This window comes from Blautia sp. Marseille-P2398 (genome assembly GCF_964240315.1).
Lineage (GTDB): Bacteria > Bacillota > Clostridia > Lachnospirales > Lachnospiraceae > Blautia_A > Blautia_A wexlerae.
The window spans coordinates 50273-68140 of sequence record NZ_CAXSTD010000009.1; the positions used below are offsets into that span (position 1 = coordinate 50273).

Annotated in this window: 14 protein-coding genes, 1 pseudogene and 1 other annotated feature; of the genes and pseudogenes, 9 read left to right on the forward strand and 6 right to left on the reverse strand. The window is 42.5% G+C overall.

Features of this window, described 5'->3' with window-relative positions:
- Nucleotides 1–326 precede the first annotated feature (326 nt).
- The 7 genes from malQ (at nt 327) to ACESZG_RS11605 (ending at nt 8177) form a co-directional block, all read left to right on the forward strand.
- Complete coding sequence (gene malQ, locus ACESZG_RS11575; RefSeq protein ID WP_373218348.1) at nt 327–1832, forward strand: 4-alpha-glucanotransferase; 1506 nt, start codon at nt 327–329, stop codon at nt 1830–1832.
- A 331-nt stretch (nt 1833–2163) separates the two neighbouring features.
- Entirely contained in the window at nt 2164–2694 is a 531-nt protein-coding gene (locus tag ACESZG_RS11580) for a DUF3877 family protein (protein ID WP_347045652.1), read from the forward strand.
- 253 nt (nt 2695–2947) lie between these two features.
- Nucleotides 2948–4366, forward strand: coding sequence for a pyruvate kinase (gene pyk / locus ACESZG_RS11585; RefSeq protein WP_173679370.1), 1419 nt, complete (start codon nt 2948–2950; stop codon nt 4364–4366).
- A 168-nt stretch (nt 4367–4534) separates the two neighbouring features.
- Complete coding sequence (locus ACESZG_RS11590) at nt 4535–5221, forward strand: DUF6198 family protein (RefSeq protein ID WP_020993573.1); 687 nt, start codon at nt 4535–4537, stop codon at nt 5219–5221.
- A gap of 326 nt (nt 5222–5547) precedes the next feature.
- The gene (locus ACESZG_RS11595; RefSeq protein ID WP_022381359.1) at nt 5548–6312 is read left to right on the forward strand and encodes a ThiF family adenylyltransferase; all 765 of its coding nucleotides are present in this window, start codon (nt 5548–5550) and stop codon (nt 6310–6312) included.
- Between the two features lie 340 nt (nt 6313–6652).
- Entirely contained in the window at nt 6653–7837 is a 1185-nt protein-coding gene (locus tag ACESZG_RS11600; RefSeq protein WP_025577598.1) for a sugar MFS transporter, read from the forward strand.
- A gap of 61 nt (nt 7838–7898) precedes the next feature.
- The gene (locus ACESZG_RS11605) at nt 7899–8177 is read left to right on the forward strand and encodes a hypothetical protein (protein ID WP_330584086.1); all 279 of its coding nucleotides are present in this window, start codon (nt 7899–7901) and stop codon (nt 8175–8177) included.
- A 71-nt stretch (nt 8178–8248) separates the two neighbouring features.
- Here ACESZG_RS11605 and ACESZG_RS11610 read toward each other — a convergent pair whose 3' ends face one another.
- The 4 genes and pseudogenes from ACESZG_RS11610 to ACESZG_RS11625 form a co-directional block, all read right to left on the reverse strand.
- Nucleotides 8249–9214 (reverse strand): P1 family peptidase, encoded by a 966-nt coding sequence (locus ACESZG_RS11610; protein WP_022381361.1) that lies wholly within the window; start codon nt 9212–9214, stop codon nt 8249–8251.
- Between the two features lie 258 nt (nt 9215–9472).
- Nucleotides 9473–10108 carry an ECF transporter S component gene (locus ACESZG_RS11615; protein WP_373218351.1) on the reverse strand — a complete coding sequence of 212 codons (636 nt, stop codon included), beginning with the start codon at nt 10106–10108 and terminating at the stop codon, nt 9473–9475.
- A 348-nt stretch (nt 10109–10456) separates the two neighbouring features.
- A pseudogene (gene ilvN, locus ACESZG_RS11620) lies at nt 10457–10858 on the reverse strand (acetolactate synthase small subunit); the annotation flags it as partial.
- Nucleotides 10859–11017: 159 nt separating this feature from the next.
- Nucleotides 11018–11731, reverse strand: coding sequence for a phosphatase (locus tag ACESZG_RS11625; protein ID WP_118338913.1), 714 nt, complete (start codon nt 11729–11731; stop codon nt 11018–11020).
- 762 nt (nt 11732–12493) lie between these two features.
- On the opposite strand from ACESZG_RS11625, the gene ACESZG_RS11630 reads away from it, so the two are divergent.
- A complete protein-coding gene (locus tag ACESZG_RS11630) occupies nt 12494–13750 on the forward strand; it encodes a DNA polymerase IV (protein WP_055153337.1) in 1257 nt (418 codons plus the stop codon).
- A 68-nt stretch (nt 13751–13818) separates the two neighbouring features.
- On the opposite strand, the gene ilvN (ACESZG_RS11635) is transcribed toward ACESZG_RS11630, so the two are convergent.
- Nucleotides 13819–14328, reverse strand: coding sequence for an acetolactate synthase small subunit (ilvN, locus tag ACESZG_RS11635; protein ID WP_022381366.1), 510 nt, complete (start codon nt 14326–14328; stop codon nt 13819–13821).
- A 17-nt stretch (nt 14329–14345) separates the two neighbouring features.
- Nucleotides 14346–16064: a biosynthetic-type acetolactate synthase large subunit gene (gene ilvB / locus ACESZG_RS11640; RefSeq protein ID WP_022381367.1), complete on the reverse strand. Its 1719-nt coding sequence runs from the start codon at nt 16062–16064 to the stop codon at nt 14346–14348.
- A gap of 383 nt (nt 16065–16447) precedes the next feature.
- Nucleotides 16448–16715: a binding site (T-box leader), on the reverse strand.
- A 236-nt stretch (nt 16716–16951) separates the two neighbouring features.
- Here ilvB and ACESZG_RS11645 point away from each other — a divergent pair.
- Complete coding sequence (locus tag ACESZG_RS11645; protein WP_026649022.1) at nt 16952–17506, forward strand: helix-turn-helix domain-containing protein; 555 nt, start codon at nt 16952–16954, stop codon at nt 17504–17506.
- Nucleotides 17507–17868: the final 362 nt, after the last annotated feature.

Genomic DNA, 17868 nt, shown 5'->3' on the forward strand with positions numbered 1-17868 from the left:
ATGGATAAAAAATAAGCTCCTTCTGATGAAATGCGGAGCAGTTATTCGGTATAGAGCTGCGTAGCGAAGCAGATTGTGAATATCCGCTTGACGACAATGCTCTGAGTGGAAATGATTGGTGTTTAATATGGAAGATGACGAAAAGAACTAAGCAATGATTAGTAATTTTCACGAAAAAATGGATAACATGAAAGTTGTATTGCAATTTGCACAAAAAATAGATATAATAAAAAAAACAATTGCGCATAAGGTATAGAAAAACTGCTTATATGTACTAGATAAAGTATAGGCGGTAAAAGTGAAGAATGGCGAAGGAGACAAGAATCATGGGAAAAAGAGCAGCAGGAATATTAATGCCGATCAGCAGCCTTCCATCAGACTATGGCATCGGATGTTTTTCCAAAAGTGCATATGAATTTGTAGACTGGTTAAAGGAAGCCGGACAGACTTACTGGCAGATTCTGCCATTGGGACCGACCAGCTATGGAGATTCTCCATATCAGTCTTTCTCTACATTTGCAGGTAATCCATATTTTATTGATCTGGATACACTTGTGGAAGAAGGAGTTCTTGATAAGAAAGACTGCGAGAAAGTTAACTGGGGAAAGAAGCCTGATGAGGTAGATTATGAAAAAATCTACAAAGGCCGTTATCCTCTTCTGAGAAAAGCATACGAGAACAGTGATATCAGCAAGAATCCTGACTATCAGAAATTCGTAGCAGAGAATAGCTGGTGGCTGTCAGATTATGCTCTGTTTATGGCAGTAAAAGACCGTTTCGAAGGTGTAGAATGGACCAAATGGGCTGAGGATATCAGACTCCGCTGGAACAATGCCATGGATTATTATCGTGAAGAACTCTATTTTGATATTGAATTCCAGCAGTATATGCAGTTTAAGTGCTATGAGCAGTGGATGAAACTGAAATCCTATGCAAATTCAAAAGGAATCCAGATCATTGGAGATATTCCGATTTATGTTGCCATGGACAGTGCTGATGCATGGGCACATCCGGAGTTGTTCCAGCTGGATCAGGACAATGTACCGCTGGCAGTAGCAGGATGCCCTCCGGATGGATTTTCTGCAACCGGTCAGTTATGGGGAAATCCGCTGTATCGCTGGGATTATCACAGAAATACAGGATATCAGTGGTGGATTTCCAGAATGAGTTACTGCTTCAGACTGTATGATGTTGTGCGAATCGATCATTTCCGTGGATTTGATGAATATTTCTCTATTCCATACGGAGATAAAGATGCAAGAGGCGGACACTGGGAAAAGGGTCCCGGAATTGATCTGTTCCGTAAGATTGAACAGGCGCTTGGATGGAAGCAGGTTATCGCGGAGGACTTGGGATATATGACAGATTCCGTACGTCATCTGGTATATGAGAGCGGATTCCCGGGAATGAAGGTTCTGGAATTTGCGTTTGACTCCAGAGATTCCGGATGTGCCAGTGATTATCTGCCACATAACTATCCGGAGAACTGCGTGGCATATACAGGAACCCATGATAATGAAACTATCGTGGGATGGTGGAAGAGCATCACAGCAGCTGAGAGAAAACTGGCGAGAGATTATCTGTGTGATCATGCAACACCGGAAGAAGAACTGTATAAGTGTTTCATCAGTCTGATCATGCGCAGTGCTGCGCGTGTCTGCGTTATCCCAATGCAGGACTATATGGGACTGGACAACAGATTCCGAATGAATAAACCATCTACAGTTGGTATGAACTGGAAGTGGAGAATTAAGAAGAGAGATCTTACAAAGAAACTCCAGAAGGAAATCTATGATGTGACACTTCGTTATGGACGTAAGAACTGGGATTAAATACATAGTGAAATAACTGGAATAATGACAGCGTTTCGGATATAAATAATATTCGGAACGCTGTTTTTTTAACCGAATCAAGCAGTTATTTGGTTAAAAAAGCAACGAAGGGGATGGTTTTGTCTGCTTTGTTTCATTCAGCCAGAGTGATTTGTCAGAGGGAGAAAAAAAGGACAGTTTTGCAAGGTCTTTATTTTTGTATGAAAAAGAAAACATTGAAATTGTTTTGACAGGCGTACAATTGAAAAAGAAATGCATTGATTTTCAGGCAATGTCTGATAAAATATTAACCAGAAAAAGCAAAAGAACAGATTTTCAGGAGGGAAAATAAATGAACTATAACAGATTAGAAACCAGTCTGATCGATGTGATCAAAGAGGAACAGGCGAAGCTTGGATATATGAAAGAGAAGATCAGCCTTTATTATCCGCTCAGTTCCCTGAATCATTTCTTTGGCGGTGAGACAGATGCTGCAGGCATGATGGAGATTTTAAAAGATTTTCCTTCTTATATAGAAGAGAAATTTGGTGAAGTAGCAGTATCACACAGAGGAGATCGTTTCTGCTTCACTGTTTCGGAAAAAGCTTCCGAATATGTACATAATAATATGAAAGAGAATGAATTCATCAAGGCATTGATCGAACTGGTCGGCAGACATGGATGTACGATAGATGAAATTAAAGAACTGTTCCATTCTTATTCAGATAAAATCATTACTGAACCAATGGATAACGAGGAGTTTGATGTGATGATCCGCTTTGATGATGGATCAGATCCTTATTATTATTGTTTTAAAGATGAAGGATGCCATATCATTTACCACAGATTTCTGCCGGAAGACTATGCAGATTTTGGATTCTGATAAGAATGAGTGAAAAATTTTCCAACTGTCGGATCAGCCAAAATATATGTGATATTTGCAACAAAAGTATGTTATTTTTTTGTCAAATATCAACAAAAATAAGTCGAAATTCTATATTGACAGATAGTCTCAATAATGGTAATTTTTATTTGATTTAATGTTTTCATTTATAGAAACAGGTAAAATTTTATTACATTATTTTACAGGAATAAAATAGATAAAATTGAGTTGACAGTTTGGAGGGAAAGATTAAATGAGAAAAACCAAAATTATCTGTACAATGGGACCGTCTACTGATAAGGGCGATGTTATGGAGCAGCTTGTGAGAGAGGGAATGGACGTAGCACGTTTCAACTTCTCACATGGACCTCACGATGAGCAGAGAGGCCGTATCCAGAAACTGAGAGAACTTCGCAAGAAATATGACAGACCTGTTGCAGCACTTCTTGATACAAAGGGACCGGAGATCAGACTTGGATGCTTCAAGGATGGCAAGGTTTCTCTGGAAGAAGGACAGATATTTACATTTACAAATAAAGATATTGAAGGAACTAATGAGTGCGTAAGCATTACTTATAAAGAGCTTTATAAGGATGTGCAGCCGGGCGGACATATTCTGGTTGATGATGGACTGGTAGACCTGGAGGTTCAGGACATCGCAGGAAAGGACATTGTCTGCAAGGTTATTAATGCAGGTGTGATTGGCGACAGGAAGGGTGTCAATGTTCCGGGTGCAAACCTGAAGATGCCATTCATCAGTAAAAAAGACCATGGTGATCTTCTCTTCGGTATCCAGGAAGGATTTGATTTCGTTGCAGCATCTTTTACACGTACTGCAAACGATATCCGCGAAGTAAGAAAAATTCTGAAAGAAAACGGCGGTGAAGAGATTCAGATCATTGCAAAGATTGAGAACCAGCAGGGCGTTGACAATATCGACGAGATTATTGAAGCAGCAGATGGCATCATGATCGCCAGAGGTGACATGGGTGTTGAGATCCCGCCGGAATATGTACCTGTTATCCAGCAGAAAATCATCCAGAAAGTTTACACAGCAGGAAAACCGGTTATTACAGCAACACAGATGCTTGACTCCATGATCTCTCATCCGAGACCAACCCGTGCAGAGGCTACAGACGTTGCCAATGCGATTTTCCAGGGAACAAGTGCAACTATGCTTTCAGGAGAAACCGCAGCCGGTAAATATCCGGTACAGGCACTTCAGATGATGAGCCGTATTGCAGAACATATGGAACAGAATATTGATTACAATACAATCTTTAAGAAAACAGACAGAAATGAGAATCCGGATATTACAAATGCAATCGCACATGCAACCTGTCTGACAGCAATCGACTTGAAGGCCAGTGCAATCCTTGCAGTGACAAAATCTGGAAGTACAGCTCATATGATGTCCAAACACAGACCAGGATGTCTGATCGGTGCATGTACAAGCTCTGAGAGAGTTCTTCGCCAGCTGAATCTGTCATGGGGTGTTTACCCGATGCTGATCAAAGAAGAATACAGTTCTGAGATCCTTTGCCTGAGAGCAATCGAAGCAGCACAGAAGCATAAACTTGTAAAAGTTGGCGACACTATTGTATTTGCCGGTGGTGTACCGCTTGGAATTCCGGGAAGAACAAACCTGATCCGCGTCTGCACGGTTGAGTAAGTCAGGAAAATATCAGTAGTTGAAGTGGGAAACTTGCCTGATTCGATAAAAAATAGTATTTTCAGAAAATATAAGATGTAAAAGACACAGGGGTCTGCCGTCAGAAAAGTATGACAGAAAATATTTTCTGACAGCAGTCCCTTGCTTGTGTTAGAGGAGAGAATTGTTATGAAAACAAATGAGGAAGAAGATTCGAGACATATTTTCAGAGGAGAGCTGGCATTGGTGATAGCAGTCATGATCAACAGTCTTGCTGTTATTCTGATGCTGTATTCTGGTTCAGGAATATCTGCCATATCCAGTGTTCCTTATGCATTTGAAAAAGTATTTCCGGTAATTACACTGGGAACATGGACTTATATTTTTCAGGCACTTCTGATCTTAAGTCTGATGATACTGAGAAAAAAATTTGTACCTGCTTATCTGTGCAGTTTTCTGGTTGGATTTGCATTCAGTGAGCTTTTGGATGTTAATGAGGCATGGATCAATATCCTGCCAAAGACAATTCCACTCAGAGTGTTATATTTTGTGATCAGTTATCTGCTGATCTGTATAGGGATCGCACTTTCTAACAGATGCGGTCTGCCGATTATTCCTACAGATCTGTTTCCTCGTGAACTGTCAGAGATTATAAAGGTGAAATATTCTAAGATCAAGGTTTCTTTTGATGTGATCTGTCTGATGATTACTGCCTGTATGACAGGGCTGATCCTGGGGCATATCAACGGACTGGGAATCGGAACAGTGATGGCGGCATTTACCATGGGAAAAGTAATTGGATTGATTGGTGATGAGATGGATAAGCACTTCCGGTTTGTGAATTTCACTCAGCACTGTTCACTTCATGTACAGTAACAGAGTTTCTTCATTGCAGGATTTTTCTTTCTATGATATACTTGACGCATTATAGAAGTAAAGATATCATAAGAAATCTGTGATGGAAGTATGTTGCAACTCTGGTATCTGAAAATAATATATTAAGGAATAGTGATGCAGATTATGAAACGGTTGCTCATAAAAAACAAAAGAAAGCTCTGGCTTTGGTTTCTGCTCCTTGTTTTTTTGTTTCTGGCATGCAGAGCTGCTTACATTACAGGCAGCAAAGCAGAACAGACCAGAAATAATGAAGTAGAAGAAAGGCAGGCAGATAGTCGGTCAATACCGAATGAAATGGAGATATTATGTTGAATCAATTTTCAAGAACAGAGCTTCTTCTGGGAAAAGAAGCAATGAATAAACTGGAGAACTCCCGCGTGGCAGTGTTTGGAATCGGAGGGGTTGGAGGATATGTATGTGAAGCATTGGTCAGAAGCGGTGTGGGGACCTTTGATCTGATCGATGATGACAAAGTATGCCTGACGAATCTTAACAGACAGATTATTGCCACCAGGAAAACTGTTGGTCAATATAAAACAGAGGTGATGCGGGACAGGATCCTGGACATTAATCCGAAAGCAGATGTGAGAATCCATAACTGTTTTTATCTTCCGGAGAATGCTGCTGATTTCGATTTTAGTGAGTATGATTATGTGGTAGATGCTGTGGACACAGTGACTGCGAAGATTGAACTGATCATGCGTGCAAAGGAGGCAGGGACTCCTGTTATCAGCAGTATGGGTGCCGGAAATAAGCTGGATGCCAGTGCGTTTCGGGTGGCGGATATCTATAAGACGAAGGTGTGTCCGCTGGCGAAGGTTATGCGTAGAGAGCTGAAGAAGCGTGGTGTGAAGAAACTGAAGGTTGTTTATTCAGAGGAACAGCCGATCAGACCAATTGAAGATATGGCGATCAGCTGCAGGTCGCATTGTATTTGTCCTCCAGGTGCTACGCATAAGTGTACGGAGCGCAGAGATATTCCGGGGAGTGTGGCCTTTGTGCCGTCTGTCGTCGGGCTGATTATTGCAGGAGAGGTTATTAAAGACCTGACTGCGGAGTACAGAAGATAAGAAGTGTTTATTTTGAGATGTGTATGGTGTCAGAAATGGTATGGTACACATCTTTTTTTGCGGGAAATATTTTGAATTGGATTGATGGATTACCTGTTAGAGTGTATAGAATTGTTATATGAGAAAAAGTCAAAATAACATAAAAATTTATAGGATTTTCAAAATATAATGAAAGAAAAAAGAAAGAATCTGTGATACACTGTCATTATTGATTGATAGAACTGTGAAGGTGCAGAATTTGGTGAATGAGAATGCCTGAACGATATCAGCGTAATAAATTGTTACTGCTTACTCCGTTCTCAGTAACTAATAAATTTCAGATTGGAGGATATCATATTGAATGAAAACAAATTACAACAGAACAGTGCAGGCCTGTTTTATCGGATATGTGGTGCAGGCTATTGTAAACAATTTTGTTCCTCTGCTGTTTCTGACATTTCAGGGCAGTTACGGGATTTCGCTGCAGAAGATCACACTTCTGGTTACTTTTAATTTCGGAATCCAGTTGCTGGTAGATCTGGCATCGATTGGATTTGTGGACAGAATAGGTTATCGTGCATCTATGATCCTGGCACATGCAATGGCGGCTGCAGGTCTGATTTTGCTCACAGTATTGCCGGAGTGCCTGGGAGATCCGTTTGTGGGACTTCTCATTGCAGTTATGATCTATGCCATCGGAGGCGGATTGCTGGAGGTGCTGGTAAGTCCTGTGGTGGAAGCCTGCCCTACAGATAATAAGGAAAAAGCAATGAGTCTCCTTCATTCCTTTTACTGTTGGGGACATGTGGGAGTGGTACTTCTTTCTACATTATTCTTTCGTATTTTCGGGATTGCAAACTGGAAATATATGGCGCTGGTGTGGGCATTGATTCCCATTGCAAATGGAATCTTTTTTACCAGAGTTCCCATTGCTCCACTGCTGGATGAGGGTGAAAAGGGGCTGACTATGGGAGAGCTTTTTAAGAAAAAAATCTTCTGGGTTCTGATGTTAATGATGCTCTGTGCAGGAGCCAGTGAGCAGGCGGTAAGCCAGTGGGCTTCTACTCTGGCTGAGAAAAGCTTTGGAATCAATAAAACTATCGGAGATCTGGCAGGTCCCATGGCGTTTGCAATTCTTATGGGAAGTTCAAGGGCATTTTATGGGAAATTTGGAGATAAAATCAATCTGGAACGCTTTATGCAATACAGTGCAGTTCTGTGCATGGTTTCCTATCTGATGATCGCATTTATCCCGGTACCTGCGTTGGGAATCCTTGGATGTGCGGTTTGCGGTCTGTCTGTAGGTATTATGTGGCCGGGAACCTTCAGCATGGCGGCTGCCTCAGTAAAGCGTGGCGGAACAGCCCTGTTTGCCCTCCTTGCCCTTGCTGGAGATGTGGGATGTTCATCCGGACCAACCTATGTGGGGATGATTTCAGGAGCACTGAATGATAATCTGAAACTTGGAATCTTTGCGGCACTGATTTTCCCTGTGTTGATGATAATGGGGATTAAGATGATTGGAAGTCTGCAAAAATATGATTGAGATAATTAAAAAGTATGGAACGATTAATTTTTCATATTGATGTAAACAGCGCATTTCTTTCATGGGAATCAGCCAGAAGGGTAAGCCAGGGGCTGCCGGATCTCAGGGAGATTCCCTCCTGTGTGGGAGGAGATCCAAAGAAACGGACAGAGTACACACGCTGTTCCCGGACGAAATACCGGAGAAAATGTGGCCACTTCCTGTCCGTAACCTGTTATTTCTGGGAAAAGCCTCCGAGCAGAAGCTTCTGAATCAGGGAATCCGTACTATTGGTGATCTGGCAAGGGAACGGGAAGCAAATGTACAGTTCTGGCTTGGAGAAAAACCAGAGCACAGATGAAAAATGAAGACAGACAGGAAGAATAAAAGCGCAGAGATGATACTTTTTCTCTGCGCTTTTATAGCGGACTGTTATACATATTTCAGAAATTCTTCATCCGGGATCCGGGAAGTATGAATGGCATTCTGGATAGCCTGAGCCATGACTTCTGCGGCGAGAGTTCCAGCCATATTGATATCTACAGAAACATTGCCAATGCTGGCAGCATAGATGGAATCACCGTCAGCCATAGTTGCTACAGGATTGATGCATCTGGCATAGGCACAGCGGGTCATAGAGGCAATTTTATTCAGTTCAGCCTTTGAAAATGCCCCATTGGTGATTACAGCTCCGATGGTGGTATTGCCGGTAAACTGGTCATGAGGTGTCATAAAGCGGTATAATTCGTGGACACTGTCCAGAAACCCGCTTCTGTCAGGTGTTTTCAGCCCTGCAATTTTCTGACCATTTTGTGGACTGAAGATATCTCCCAGTGCATTGACAACGACAATTGCGGCCATCTGGAAATTTTTCACAGATACAGCGGCAATACCAAGACCTGACTTCATGGATTGTTTCATACCGTAAAGTTTTCCCACAGTTGCACCGGTACCTGCACCGATATTTCCGGTTCTGGTATCTGTTCCTGCAAATGCCTGACGGCAGGCTTCTTCGCCCATTTTTGCAGTTGGACGTATTTTAGGATCTCCGTAAGAGAGGTCATAGATACAGGACTGGCATACAAGAGGAACCAGGGCTGCACCGGTGTTATAACCGATATTTTGTGATTCCAGATAGTTCATCACACCGTCAGCAGCAGCCAGTCCATAGGCAGAACCTCCGGACAAGACAATAGCATTGATGGGATTGTCGGCAGTGACAGGAGAGGTGAGAGGAGTTTCTCTGGAAGCAGGGCCGCCTCCGCTTATATCGCAGCCTGCTTTTGCTCCATTTGGAAAATAAAGAACAGTTACACCGGTCTTCGCATCATGGTCAGAAGTATGACCGATGCGTAAATTTGAAAGCTCTGTAATAGAAATCTCTTTTAATAATGACATAAAAATCTCCTTTATTATGTGATAGCAATTCTATGAAATACTGAGAGCAATCCAGCCCATCAGAATGTGAAGTACTGCGTCAGATATTTTCCTTGTCTTTCGCACTCTGCTGAACTGTCTTGATTGCATTATTTTGTGAGATTGCTATAGATATTAATTGAATCAGGTAGGATTTCTGTTTTAAATGTGCCAGATAAAAAAACCTGACTACGGTGACAATGTAGTCAGGTTTTTTGGAAAAGGCTGTTCTTTTAAAGATTATGCACGTTTCAGTGCCACAGAAAGTGCCTTGGAAACGATACTTCCCACTACAAAGCAGAAGCCCGCTTCGATCAGTCCCTGAACGCCCACAAAAGCAGCAACGAAGACAACAGGATTGCTTACTCCAAGACTGGAAACAATACCCTGAATGTAATCTGTGTTGTAGAAGAAGAGACATAAAAAGCCCATGAAGAAGAAAGTATTCAGTAACGGGCATGCCAGTGAAGCAACGTAATAGGAAAATTTCTTCGCCGGTGATTTATATAATGCTGCGAAAATAAGTCCTGTGATCCATCCTTCCAGCACACGTGCCACGATACATACAATAAAAGTGCCAAATGGATTAATGTTAAAAAGTGCAGCAGCGAAAGCTGAACTTCCTGTGACAGCCATATAGAAGCTGGTTGCACCGAAAGCAAGTCCGCATACAGCACCACCTTTCGGTCCGAGGATGATAGCTCCTACAGCTACCGGGATGGTGAGAAGGGTGATGGATAAGCCGGGAGTACGAAGGTAGCCCAGCGGGGTAAAGGACATGAGCAGAATAATGGCAATCATCATAGCCAGCTCTACCATGTAAAGAGTGCTGCTTCTTTTTGAGGCAGCTGTTGTAGTAGTTGTTGTTGTGTTCATATGAATTCTCCTTTTGGTCTGATAAAACGGCGCAATGCGTCCCCTGCTTTTCAGACAGTTTAGAGTATGGGGATCAGGCGTTATGAAAAATATGCATCAGAACAAAAGAAAAATTTCCGGTGTGTAGACGCCTTACAGGTCGCCTCACGAATTTAACCAGACTGTGAAGTGGATGATTTTATCCACCAGACTGTCAGATGTGGAAATCAGATGCATTTTCTTTCGAATAACGCTCCCGTAAACCATAACACATTTGATTAAAAACTGCAATATTTTATAGTATGTTTGAAAATAAATACAGGATATAGAGACGTTTCTATATCCTGCAAAAAATATTGATTATGAGATTTAGCGTTCCATCATGCTGATGGATTCAATTCTTACGCTTCCACCACGTACCACTTCAATTCTGTGGAATTCTTCCTTGATCAGTTTGACAACTGCATCATTCTTGGTGGCTGTCTGGACAAATTCCAGAAGCAGGCTGTCTTTGCCGTAGTCAATGACTTTTGCCTGGAAGGTTTCTGCAATCTGAAACAGTTCTGCTTTATCTTCCCTGGAGCAGTTGAAAACCTTGATGTAGAGAATTTCTTTCATTCTGACAAATACATTTGTGAAGTCGATTACCTTGATAACCTCGATCATGCGGTTTAATTGTTTTTTGATCTGTTCAAAGGTTTTATCATCGCTGACTGTTGCGATAGTCATTCGGGATACTGTAGGATCCTCGGTGGTTCCTACAGTAAGACTGATCTATCACGAGATATGTAAATGGTTAAGTGAGTTTTGTTAATTAAAATGTACTAAAATGTCGTCTTTTTTGACAAGAAATTATAGAAAATAAACAAAATAACACAATGCAAAAAACAATGCATAAAATAAAAGAATGTCCCTTTGAGGAACATTCTTTTAACGTGTCTGAAGGAAAACTTTTAATTTGGGAAGCTGGTTGTTAAGGATAAGAGTTTCCGGAAACATGAGCTGGTGAACGAATTCTTCGGCATAGGTGAAATCTCCAACATGTTCTTTTCCGTGGCTGTCGCTGGACAAAATAACAGGAAGCTGATATTTCTGACAGAGATACAGGATTCTGGCTGCATTGGCTCTTGTGTCTCCCCGATATCCTCCGGGTGCGAGGGAAGCTTCGTTTATTTCAAAAATAACATTTTCCCGTAAAGCTGCTCTTGCCAGCGTTTCATAATCTACAGGGAAATGTGTATCGTCGCAGTGGCCGAGTATTTTTACAGCAGGATGTTTCATTGCATTGATGTAAGCTTCTGTATTCTGAGATACAGAGCCTGAACGGTAGTTCTGCCGATGCATACTGATGATAGCGTAATCCAGGTTGTTCAGCAGTTCATCTGACAGATCTGTATGTCCTGCACTGTCCAGGATGTTTAGTTCAACTCCGTAAAGAATATCTATGCCGAATCTTTTTCTGGGATAAAAAGGAAGGCTTCTGAAATAAGAAGAAGTTCCGGAAGCCAGAGTTCCCGGGCCGTGGTCAGAAATCCCAAGGAGTTTCAGTCCTTTTTTGCTGGCTGCTTTTGCCATGTCAGAGATGGTACAGGTGGTTCCGTGACCGCTGGCGATAGAATGTGTGTGGATGTCAGAAAGATACATTGTTTGTCTCCTTTCCAGAGCGGTTTCTATATATGATAAGAGCCTTACGGAAGATGCAAAGCTGCTGTTTGATGGTACATTCGTTATATTCAAGTATGACAGATGAGGATTTAAATGTCAATGAGGAAACAAAATAAAAACAACTGAAATACAACAAAAATCAAATAAAAAGCAACACAAATAAACGGCTGATACATGTTAAATTATGTTGACTTCGGGAAAATGAGAAGGTATAATGGGACTATATGAAAACACGGGGGCTTATTGCTGATCAATGACAGCGATAGCACTGTTTGCTTATGTGTAGACAGTTACTTCATGAGAAAGGAGTAACATGGAAAAATTTCAAACATCAGACATTTCCGGAATTCTCTTATGAATGGCTGGAGGCTGAACTGGATACTGGTATGATTCCACAAATATGGACAGCGAAGAAATTGCTCCTAACCTTTATGACTAATCGACAAGTATATATCGAGAGGAAATGAATCCTCAGAATTAAGTAAAAAAAGTTACCGGGAACAATGTGACCGGCAGCGAAATACAGACGCCGCACTGCCGTATGGCAAGTGCGGCGTTGTTGTTCAAAACTCTGATAGCAGAGTGAAATCAAACAAATATAAATACAGTAACAGCTCAGACAAGATGATGCAAATAAAGACATTTTTTTGGACAAACGAGGTTCTTACCCTGGAGAGCAGATCAGGGTAAAATGAAATCATCAGATATGAAGAGCGCAATTCATATATTGGAGGAAGAACAGTGAAAAGTACGGAACGGTTAATTTTTCATATTGATGTAAACAGTGCATTTCTTTCCTGGGAATCAGCCAGAAGGGTGAGCCAGGGGCTGCCGGATCTCAGAGAAATTCCTTCCTGTGTAGGAGGAGATCCAAAGAAACGGACAGGTATCGTGGTTGCCAAATCTATCCCTGCAAAAAAATACGGGATCCAGACCGGCGAGCCAGTAGCCATGGCTCTTCGGAAATGTCCCAATCTGGTGATCGTTCCCAGTGATTTTGAATTATACGATAAATGTTCCCGGGCATTTAAAGCAATCTGTGCTTCCTTTGCACCTGTGATGGAATCTTTTTCCATTGATGAGGTATTTCTGGATATGACAGGTACTTCTCTGATCTATCCTGACCCTGTAGCTGCTGCTCATGAGCTGAAAGACAAGATTCACAGAGAGCTGGGATTCACAGTAAATGTAGGAATTTCTACCAATAAGCTTTTGGCAAAGATGGCATCAGATTTTCAAAAGCCGGACAGAGTACACACTCTGTTCCCGGATGAAATCCCGGAGAAAATGTGGCCTCTTCCTATCCGTAATCTGCTGTTTCTGGGAAAAGCTTCCGAGCAGAAGCTTCTGAATCAGGGAATCCGTACCATCGGTGATCTGGCAAGAGAAAGAGCATCCAATGTGCAGTACTGGCTTGGGGAAAAAACGGGACATCAGCTATGGCAATATGCCAGAGGTATCGATGATTCCCCTGTAAAAGCAGTGCCTGATGAGGCAAAAGGTTTCAGCGTGGAAACTACTTTTAACGATGATATTACTTCCATAGAGCAGGTGTTTCCCATACTTTTGGAGCAGTGTGATGTTCTGGCAACCAGAATGCGCAGAAAAGATAAGAAATGCAACTGTATTTCCGTGACTTTCCGTACTTTGGATTTCAGAAACCGTTCACACCAGACAAAGCTGGAAAATGCTACAGATCTTACAGATGAAATTTATATAAATGCTACAAGACTTTTTAAAGAGTTCTGGAAAGGACAGCCGCTACGTCTGATTGGTGTGGCACTGACAGGCCTTACAGATGGCACTTATGAACAGATGTCTCTGTTTGAAGATACAGAAAATAAAGAACGCCACAGAAAGCTGGATGCAGCTATGGATGAGATCCGGATGAAATTTGGAAATGATAAGATCACCCGTGCCAGTATTATGAACAGCAATGCACGGATTGGGCGAAAAGCGAAAGCACAGATGAAAAACGAAAAGATGGAAGAACCGTAAGTAAAGGGAGGACTGAGCATTAAGAACAATGCGACAATCCTCCCTTTATAAAAATTTCAGAAAAAGTTTTATCGTTCCATCATACTGATAGATTCGATTCCTACACTTCCTCCACGTACCACTTCAATTCTGTGAAATTCTTCCTTGATCAGTTTCACTACTGCGTCATTCTTGGTTGCTGTCTGGACAAATTCCAGGAGCAGGCTGTCTTTGCCATAGTCAATGACCTTTGCCTTGAAGGTTTCGGCAATCTGAAACAGTTCAACCTTATCTTCTTTGGAACAGTTAAAAACCTTAATATACAGAATCTCTTTCATGCGGACAAATACGTCTGTGAAATCAATAACCTTAATAACCTCGATCATACGGTTCAACTGTTTTTTGATCTGCTCAAAAGTTTCATCATCACTGACAGTTGCGATCGTCATTCGAGATACTGTGGGGTCCTCGGTGGTTCCTACAGTAAGACTGTCCAGATTGTAGCTTTTTCCGGAGAAAAGTCCGGAGATTTTGGACAGAACACCTACCTGGTTCTCAACATAGAGAGAAATCCATCTTTTTTTCATTCCTTTATCCATAATAATTTTCCTCCTGATCAACAGTCCATAATCATATCTTCTAGAGTTCCGCCTGGTTTGATCATAGGATAAACCATTTCCTCAGGGTCAATGATGAATTCAATTACTGTAGGTGCCTTTGTGTTCTTTTTTGCTTCCTCGAAGGCTGCTGCAATTTCCTCTTTCTTTGTGACACGGATTCCTTTTGCCCTGTAGCTCTCTGCAAGTCTGATGAAATCCGGTGTGTACTGTGGATATTCCATGCCTTCAGTGCGGCGGGAAAGTGCTCCTGCGCGCAGATTGGTCATAGCATAGCGTTTGCCGTAGAAAAGCTTCTGCCACTGGCGTACCATTCCAAGGTATTCATTGTTAAAGATGCACAGGATAACAGGAAGTTCTTCCAGAACTGCAGTTGCAAGCTCCTGAATGTTCATCTGCACACCGCCGTCACCGGAGATAACGATGACAGGTCTGTCGGGATTTCCGATTTTGGCTCCGATACCGCCCGGAAGACCATAGCCCATTGTTCCCAGACCACCGGACATGATCATCTGTTTGCCCTCTGTGATTTCCGCATACTGGGAGACAAGCATCTGATGCTGTCCTACATCTGTTACGATAATACTGTTCTCAAACTGTTCGTTGATCTCTTTCAGGATATCCATCGGACTTAAAAGATCATTTGGACGCATTTTAAGCGGATGCTCTTCTTTCCAGTTTTTGATCAGGTTAAGCCACTTGTCCGTTGAACATTCCTGGACGTATTCGTTCATTTTGGTGATAGCCTCTTTTGCATCAGCAACAATGGGGATATCTACCTGAATGTTTCGGGAAATGGATGCTGTATCAATATCAATGTGGATAATCTGGGCATGTGGTGCAAATTCATGAAGTTTTCCGGTGATTCTGTCATTGAATCTGGTTCCGATGGAGAACAGCACATCGCAGTTGCTGACAGCCATGTTTGCTGCATAGGCACCATGCATGCCGAGGTTTCCGATATAAAGCGGATGGTCAGTAGGAATGGAACCTTTGCCCATTACGGTTGTGACAACCGGAACTTTTGTCTTTTCCACTACTTCCCGGAAAATTTCATGGGCGCGGGAGATTACTACACCGCCGCCTGCCAGGAATAAGGGACGTTTTGCTTTATTTAAAAGTTTGATGGCACGTTTGAGCTGGCCGATGTGGACATCTGTGTTGGGCTTGTATCCGCGGATATTTACATTTTTAGGATATTCAGCGCTGCCGAGTTCTGCCATTACGTCCTTTGGAAGGTCGATAAGGACAGGTCCCGGACGGCCGGTGCGGGCAATGTAGAAGGCTTCTTTGATGATACGTCCCAGGTCTTCACGTCTGCGGACAGTAACGCCGTATTTGGTGATGCTTCTGGTGATTCCTACGATGTCTACTTCCTGAAATGCATCGTTGCCGATGAGGTGGCGGGCTACCTGGCCGGTGAAGCATACAAGAGGTACGCTGTCATAGTTGGCGGTTGCAAGTCCTGTTACAAGGTTGGTTGCTCCGGGACCGCTGGTTACCAGACATACGCCGACTTTGCCGGTGGTTCTGGCGTAGGCGTCGGCTTCGTGGACAAGGGCCTGTTCGTGACGGGGGAGGATGATTTTGACGTCGTCCTGTTTGTAGAGTTCGTCACTGATGTCGATGGTACAGGCGCCGGGGTAGCCGAAGAGGTATTCTACGCCTTCTTCTTTTAAGGCTTTGACTAAGAGTTTGTTGCCGGATATTTGTTTCATATTTGGGTAAACCTCCTTTGTGTATGTGGATGGGGACGCTCAGAAATTTATTTGTTTTGTGTGCGGTTTCGGAGTCTAGTATATCTAAGTGTCTGAAAATCTGCTAAAAGCGTTCAGAAAAATCTCAAACTCGCTGCGCTCAGACAGTGAGATTTTTCTGAACAACGCAGATTTCCAGGCACCAAGATATACACGACTCCTGCAAATGCACACAAAACAAATAAATTTCTGAGCTGTGTGTTGGCCAATGCAGGGGGCAGAATGGCGCTGCGCTGATTCTGCCGAGTGTGGGGCGGCGGGTTTGATGTGACAGATTAAAGCAAGCACGAACGACTTTTTGACCCTGATATATAAATATAGTAAAAAACGCCCTGGGCTTGTTTGCCCAGGGCGAAAATGTTTCCGCGGTACCACCTGTATTCAGAGTCTGGCTCTGCACTTTGTCAGTACTGATATACTGTGTTCCTGTAACGTGGAACTGACGTTGAAGCCTACTTGGCATGTCCGTTCAGGTCTTGTGGATCAGACGGGATATGCGGTTTGGTTCACTGCTCGGGGGCTACTTCCACAATTCGTTCACGAAAGCTCGCACCGACCGCTTTCTCTCTGTGCTTCCCGGGGTTGTGTACTCCTCCCTGTCATGGCATTTGGCTGATATAGGGATATTCATTGTCCGAATAGGGTGGACAAATGTTTTCTTGGGTTACATTATACATTTATAGAGAGGAAATTGTCAACCGGGTTTTGGATAATTGCTGTAAAATTTATGTTCTGGAATGAATTTTGGTTACGTTACTGAGAACGGAGTGAACAGTAATGTAATTGACAGATTTTTATATTGCTGATATAAAAAAGAAATAGTACAGTTGTTTGGAAGGAGGGGACATATGGATTATTTATCGAATAATGTGGCGGTGAATCTGAAGAGGATTCGGAAATCCAAGAGTATGAGTCTGGATCAGGTGTCTGAGCAGACGGGGGTGAGTAAGAGTATGCTGGCTCAAATTGAGAGAGGGACTGCCAATCCTTCTCTGGGTGTGCTGGGGAAGATTACAAGTGGTCTGAGGATAGAGTTTCAGGAGCTGATACAGCCGCCGAGAGTGGACTGTTGTCTGGTGACACCGGCAGAACTGGTTCCTACCAAGGAGATAGCAGGACAGTACAGGGTATGGACCTGTCTGCCTTATGAGGATACCCGTCTGGTGGAGGTGTACCGGATCGAGGTGGAACCGGGTGGTGTTTATATCAGTGGCAGCCATGGGGAGAAGACGAGAGAATATCTGGCTGTTATGGAGGGTGTGCTTACGCTGGAATGTCATGGTGAGAAGTATGAAATCCACAGAGATCAGGTGTTTAAGTTTGAAACGGATCAGGAGCATGTCTATCGGAACACAGGGAAGGAGAAAGCCTGCTGTACCTGTTTTTTTCTGGATTATCATTGATGCAGTTGTATCAGGAGTTTTGTTGCTGAAGCGGTCTGCCGCAGGTGGATTACCATAGTGTAGAACTGAGTAGTGAAGCAGGTGATTTTATCCGAAGTATGAGTGTAAAATGTACAATATAATGCACAAAATGATGAAAAAGATACACCAGGAAATGAATATCTGAAAAGAAAGAATGTATGTAATGGTTTGTCAGTCTGCCATTTCATGAAGAGGCTGTGTTGTTATGAATTGTTGAGAAACCTTTATAATATCGCATGAATATGCAGGAAATATTGGATATACAATAAGGAGAACACAGAGCTTTCATTACTGTTCACTCCGTTCTCAGTAACGATCTTTCTGTAAAAAATGTAAATGTT

Bases quoted from the DNA above. Each gene is read 5' to 3' on its own strand.
- ACESZG_RS11590 (WP_020993573.1), top strand. From the start codon at position 4,535: ATGAAAACAAATGAGGAAGAAGATTCGAGACATATTTTCAGAGGAGAG.
- ACESZG_RS11580 (WP_347045652.1), top strand. From the start codon at position 2,164: ATGAACTATAACAGATTAGAAACCAGTCTGATCGATGTGATCAAAGAG.
- ACESZG_RS11605 (WP_330584086.1), top strand. From the start codon at position 7,899: ATGGGAATCAGCCAGAAGGGTAAGCCAGGGGCTGCCGGATCTCAGGGA.
- ACESZG_RS11645 (WP_026649022.1), top strand. From the start codon at position 16,952: ATGGATTATTTATCGAATAATGTGGCGGTGAATCTGAAGAGGATTCGG.
- ilvB (WP_022381367.1), bottom strand. From the start codon at position 16,064: ATGAAACAAATATCCGGCAACAAACTCTTAGTCAAAGCCTTAAAAGAA.
- ACESZG_RS11625 (WP_118338913.1), bottom strand. From the start codon at position 11,731: ATGTATCTTTCTGACATCCACACACATTCTATCGCCAGCGGTCACGGA.
- ACESZG_RS11615 (WP_373218351.1), bottom strand. From the start codon at position 10,108: ATGAACACAACAACAACTACTACAACAGCTGCCTCAAAAAGAAGCAGC.
- ACESZG_RS11600 (WP_025577598.1), top strand. From the start codon at position 6,653: ATGAAAACAAATTACAACAGAACAGTGCAGGCCTGTTTTATCGGATAT.
- ACESZG_RS11595 (WP_022381359.1), top strand. From the start codon at position 5,548: ATGTTGAATCAATTTTCAAGAACAGAGCTTCTTCTGGGAAAAGAAGCA.
- pyk (WP_173679370.1), top strand. From the start codon at position 2,948: ATGAGAAAAACCAAAATTATCTGTACAATGGGACCGTCTACTGATAAG.
- ilvN (WP_022381366.1), bottom strand. From the start codon at position 14,328: ATGGATAAAGGAATGAAAAAAAGATGGATTTCTCTCTATGTTGAGAAC.
- ACESZG_RS11610 (WP_022381361.1), bottom strand. From the start codon at position 9,214: ATGTCATTATTAAAAGAGATTTCTATTACAGAGCTTTCAAATTTACGC.
- malQ (WP_373218348.1), top strand. From the start codon at position 327: ATGGGAAAAAGAGCAGCAGGAATATTAATGCCGATCAGCAGCCTTCCA.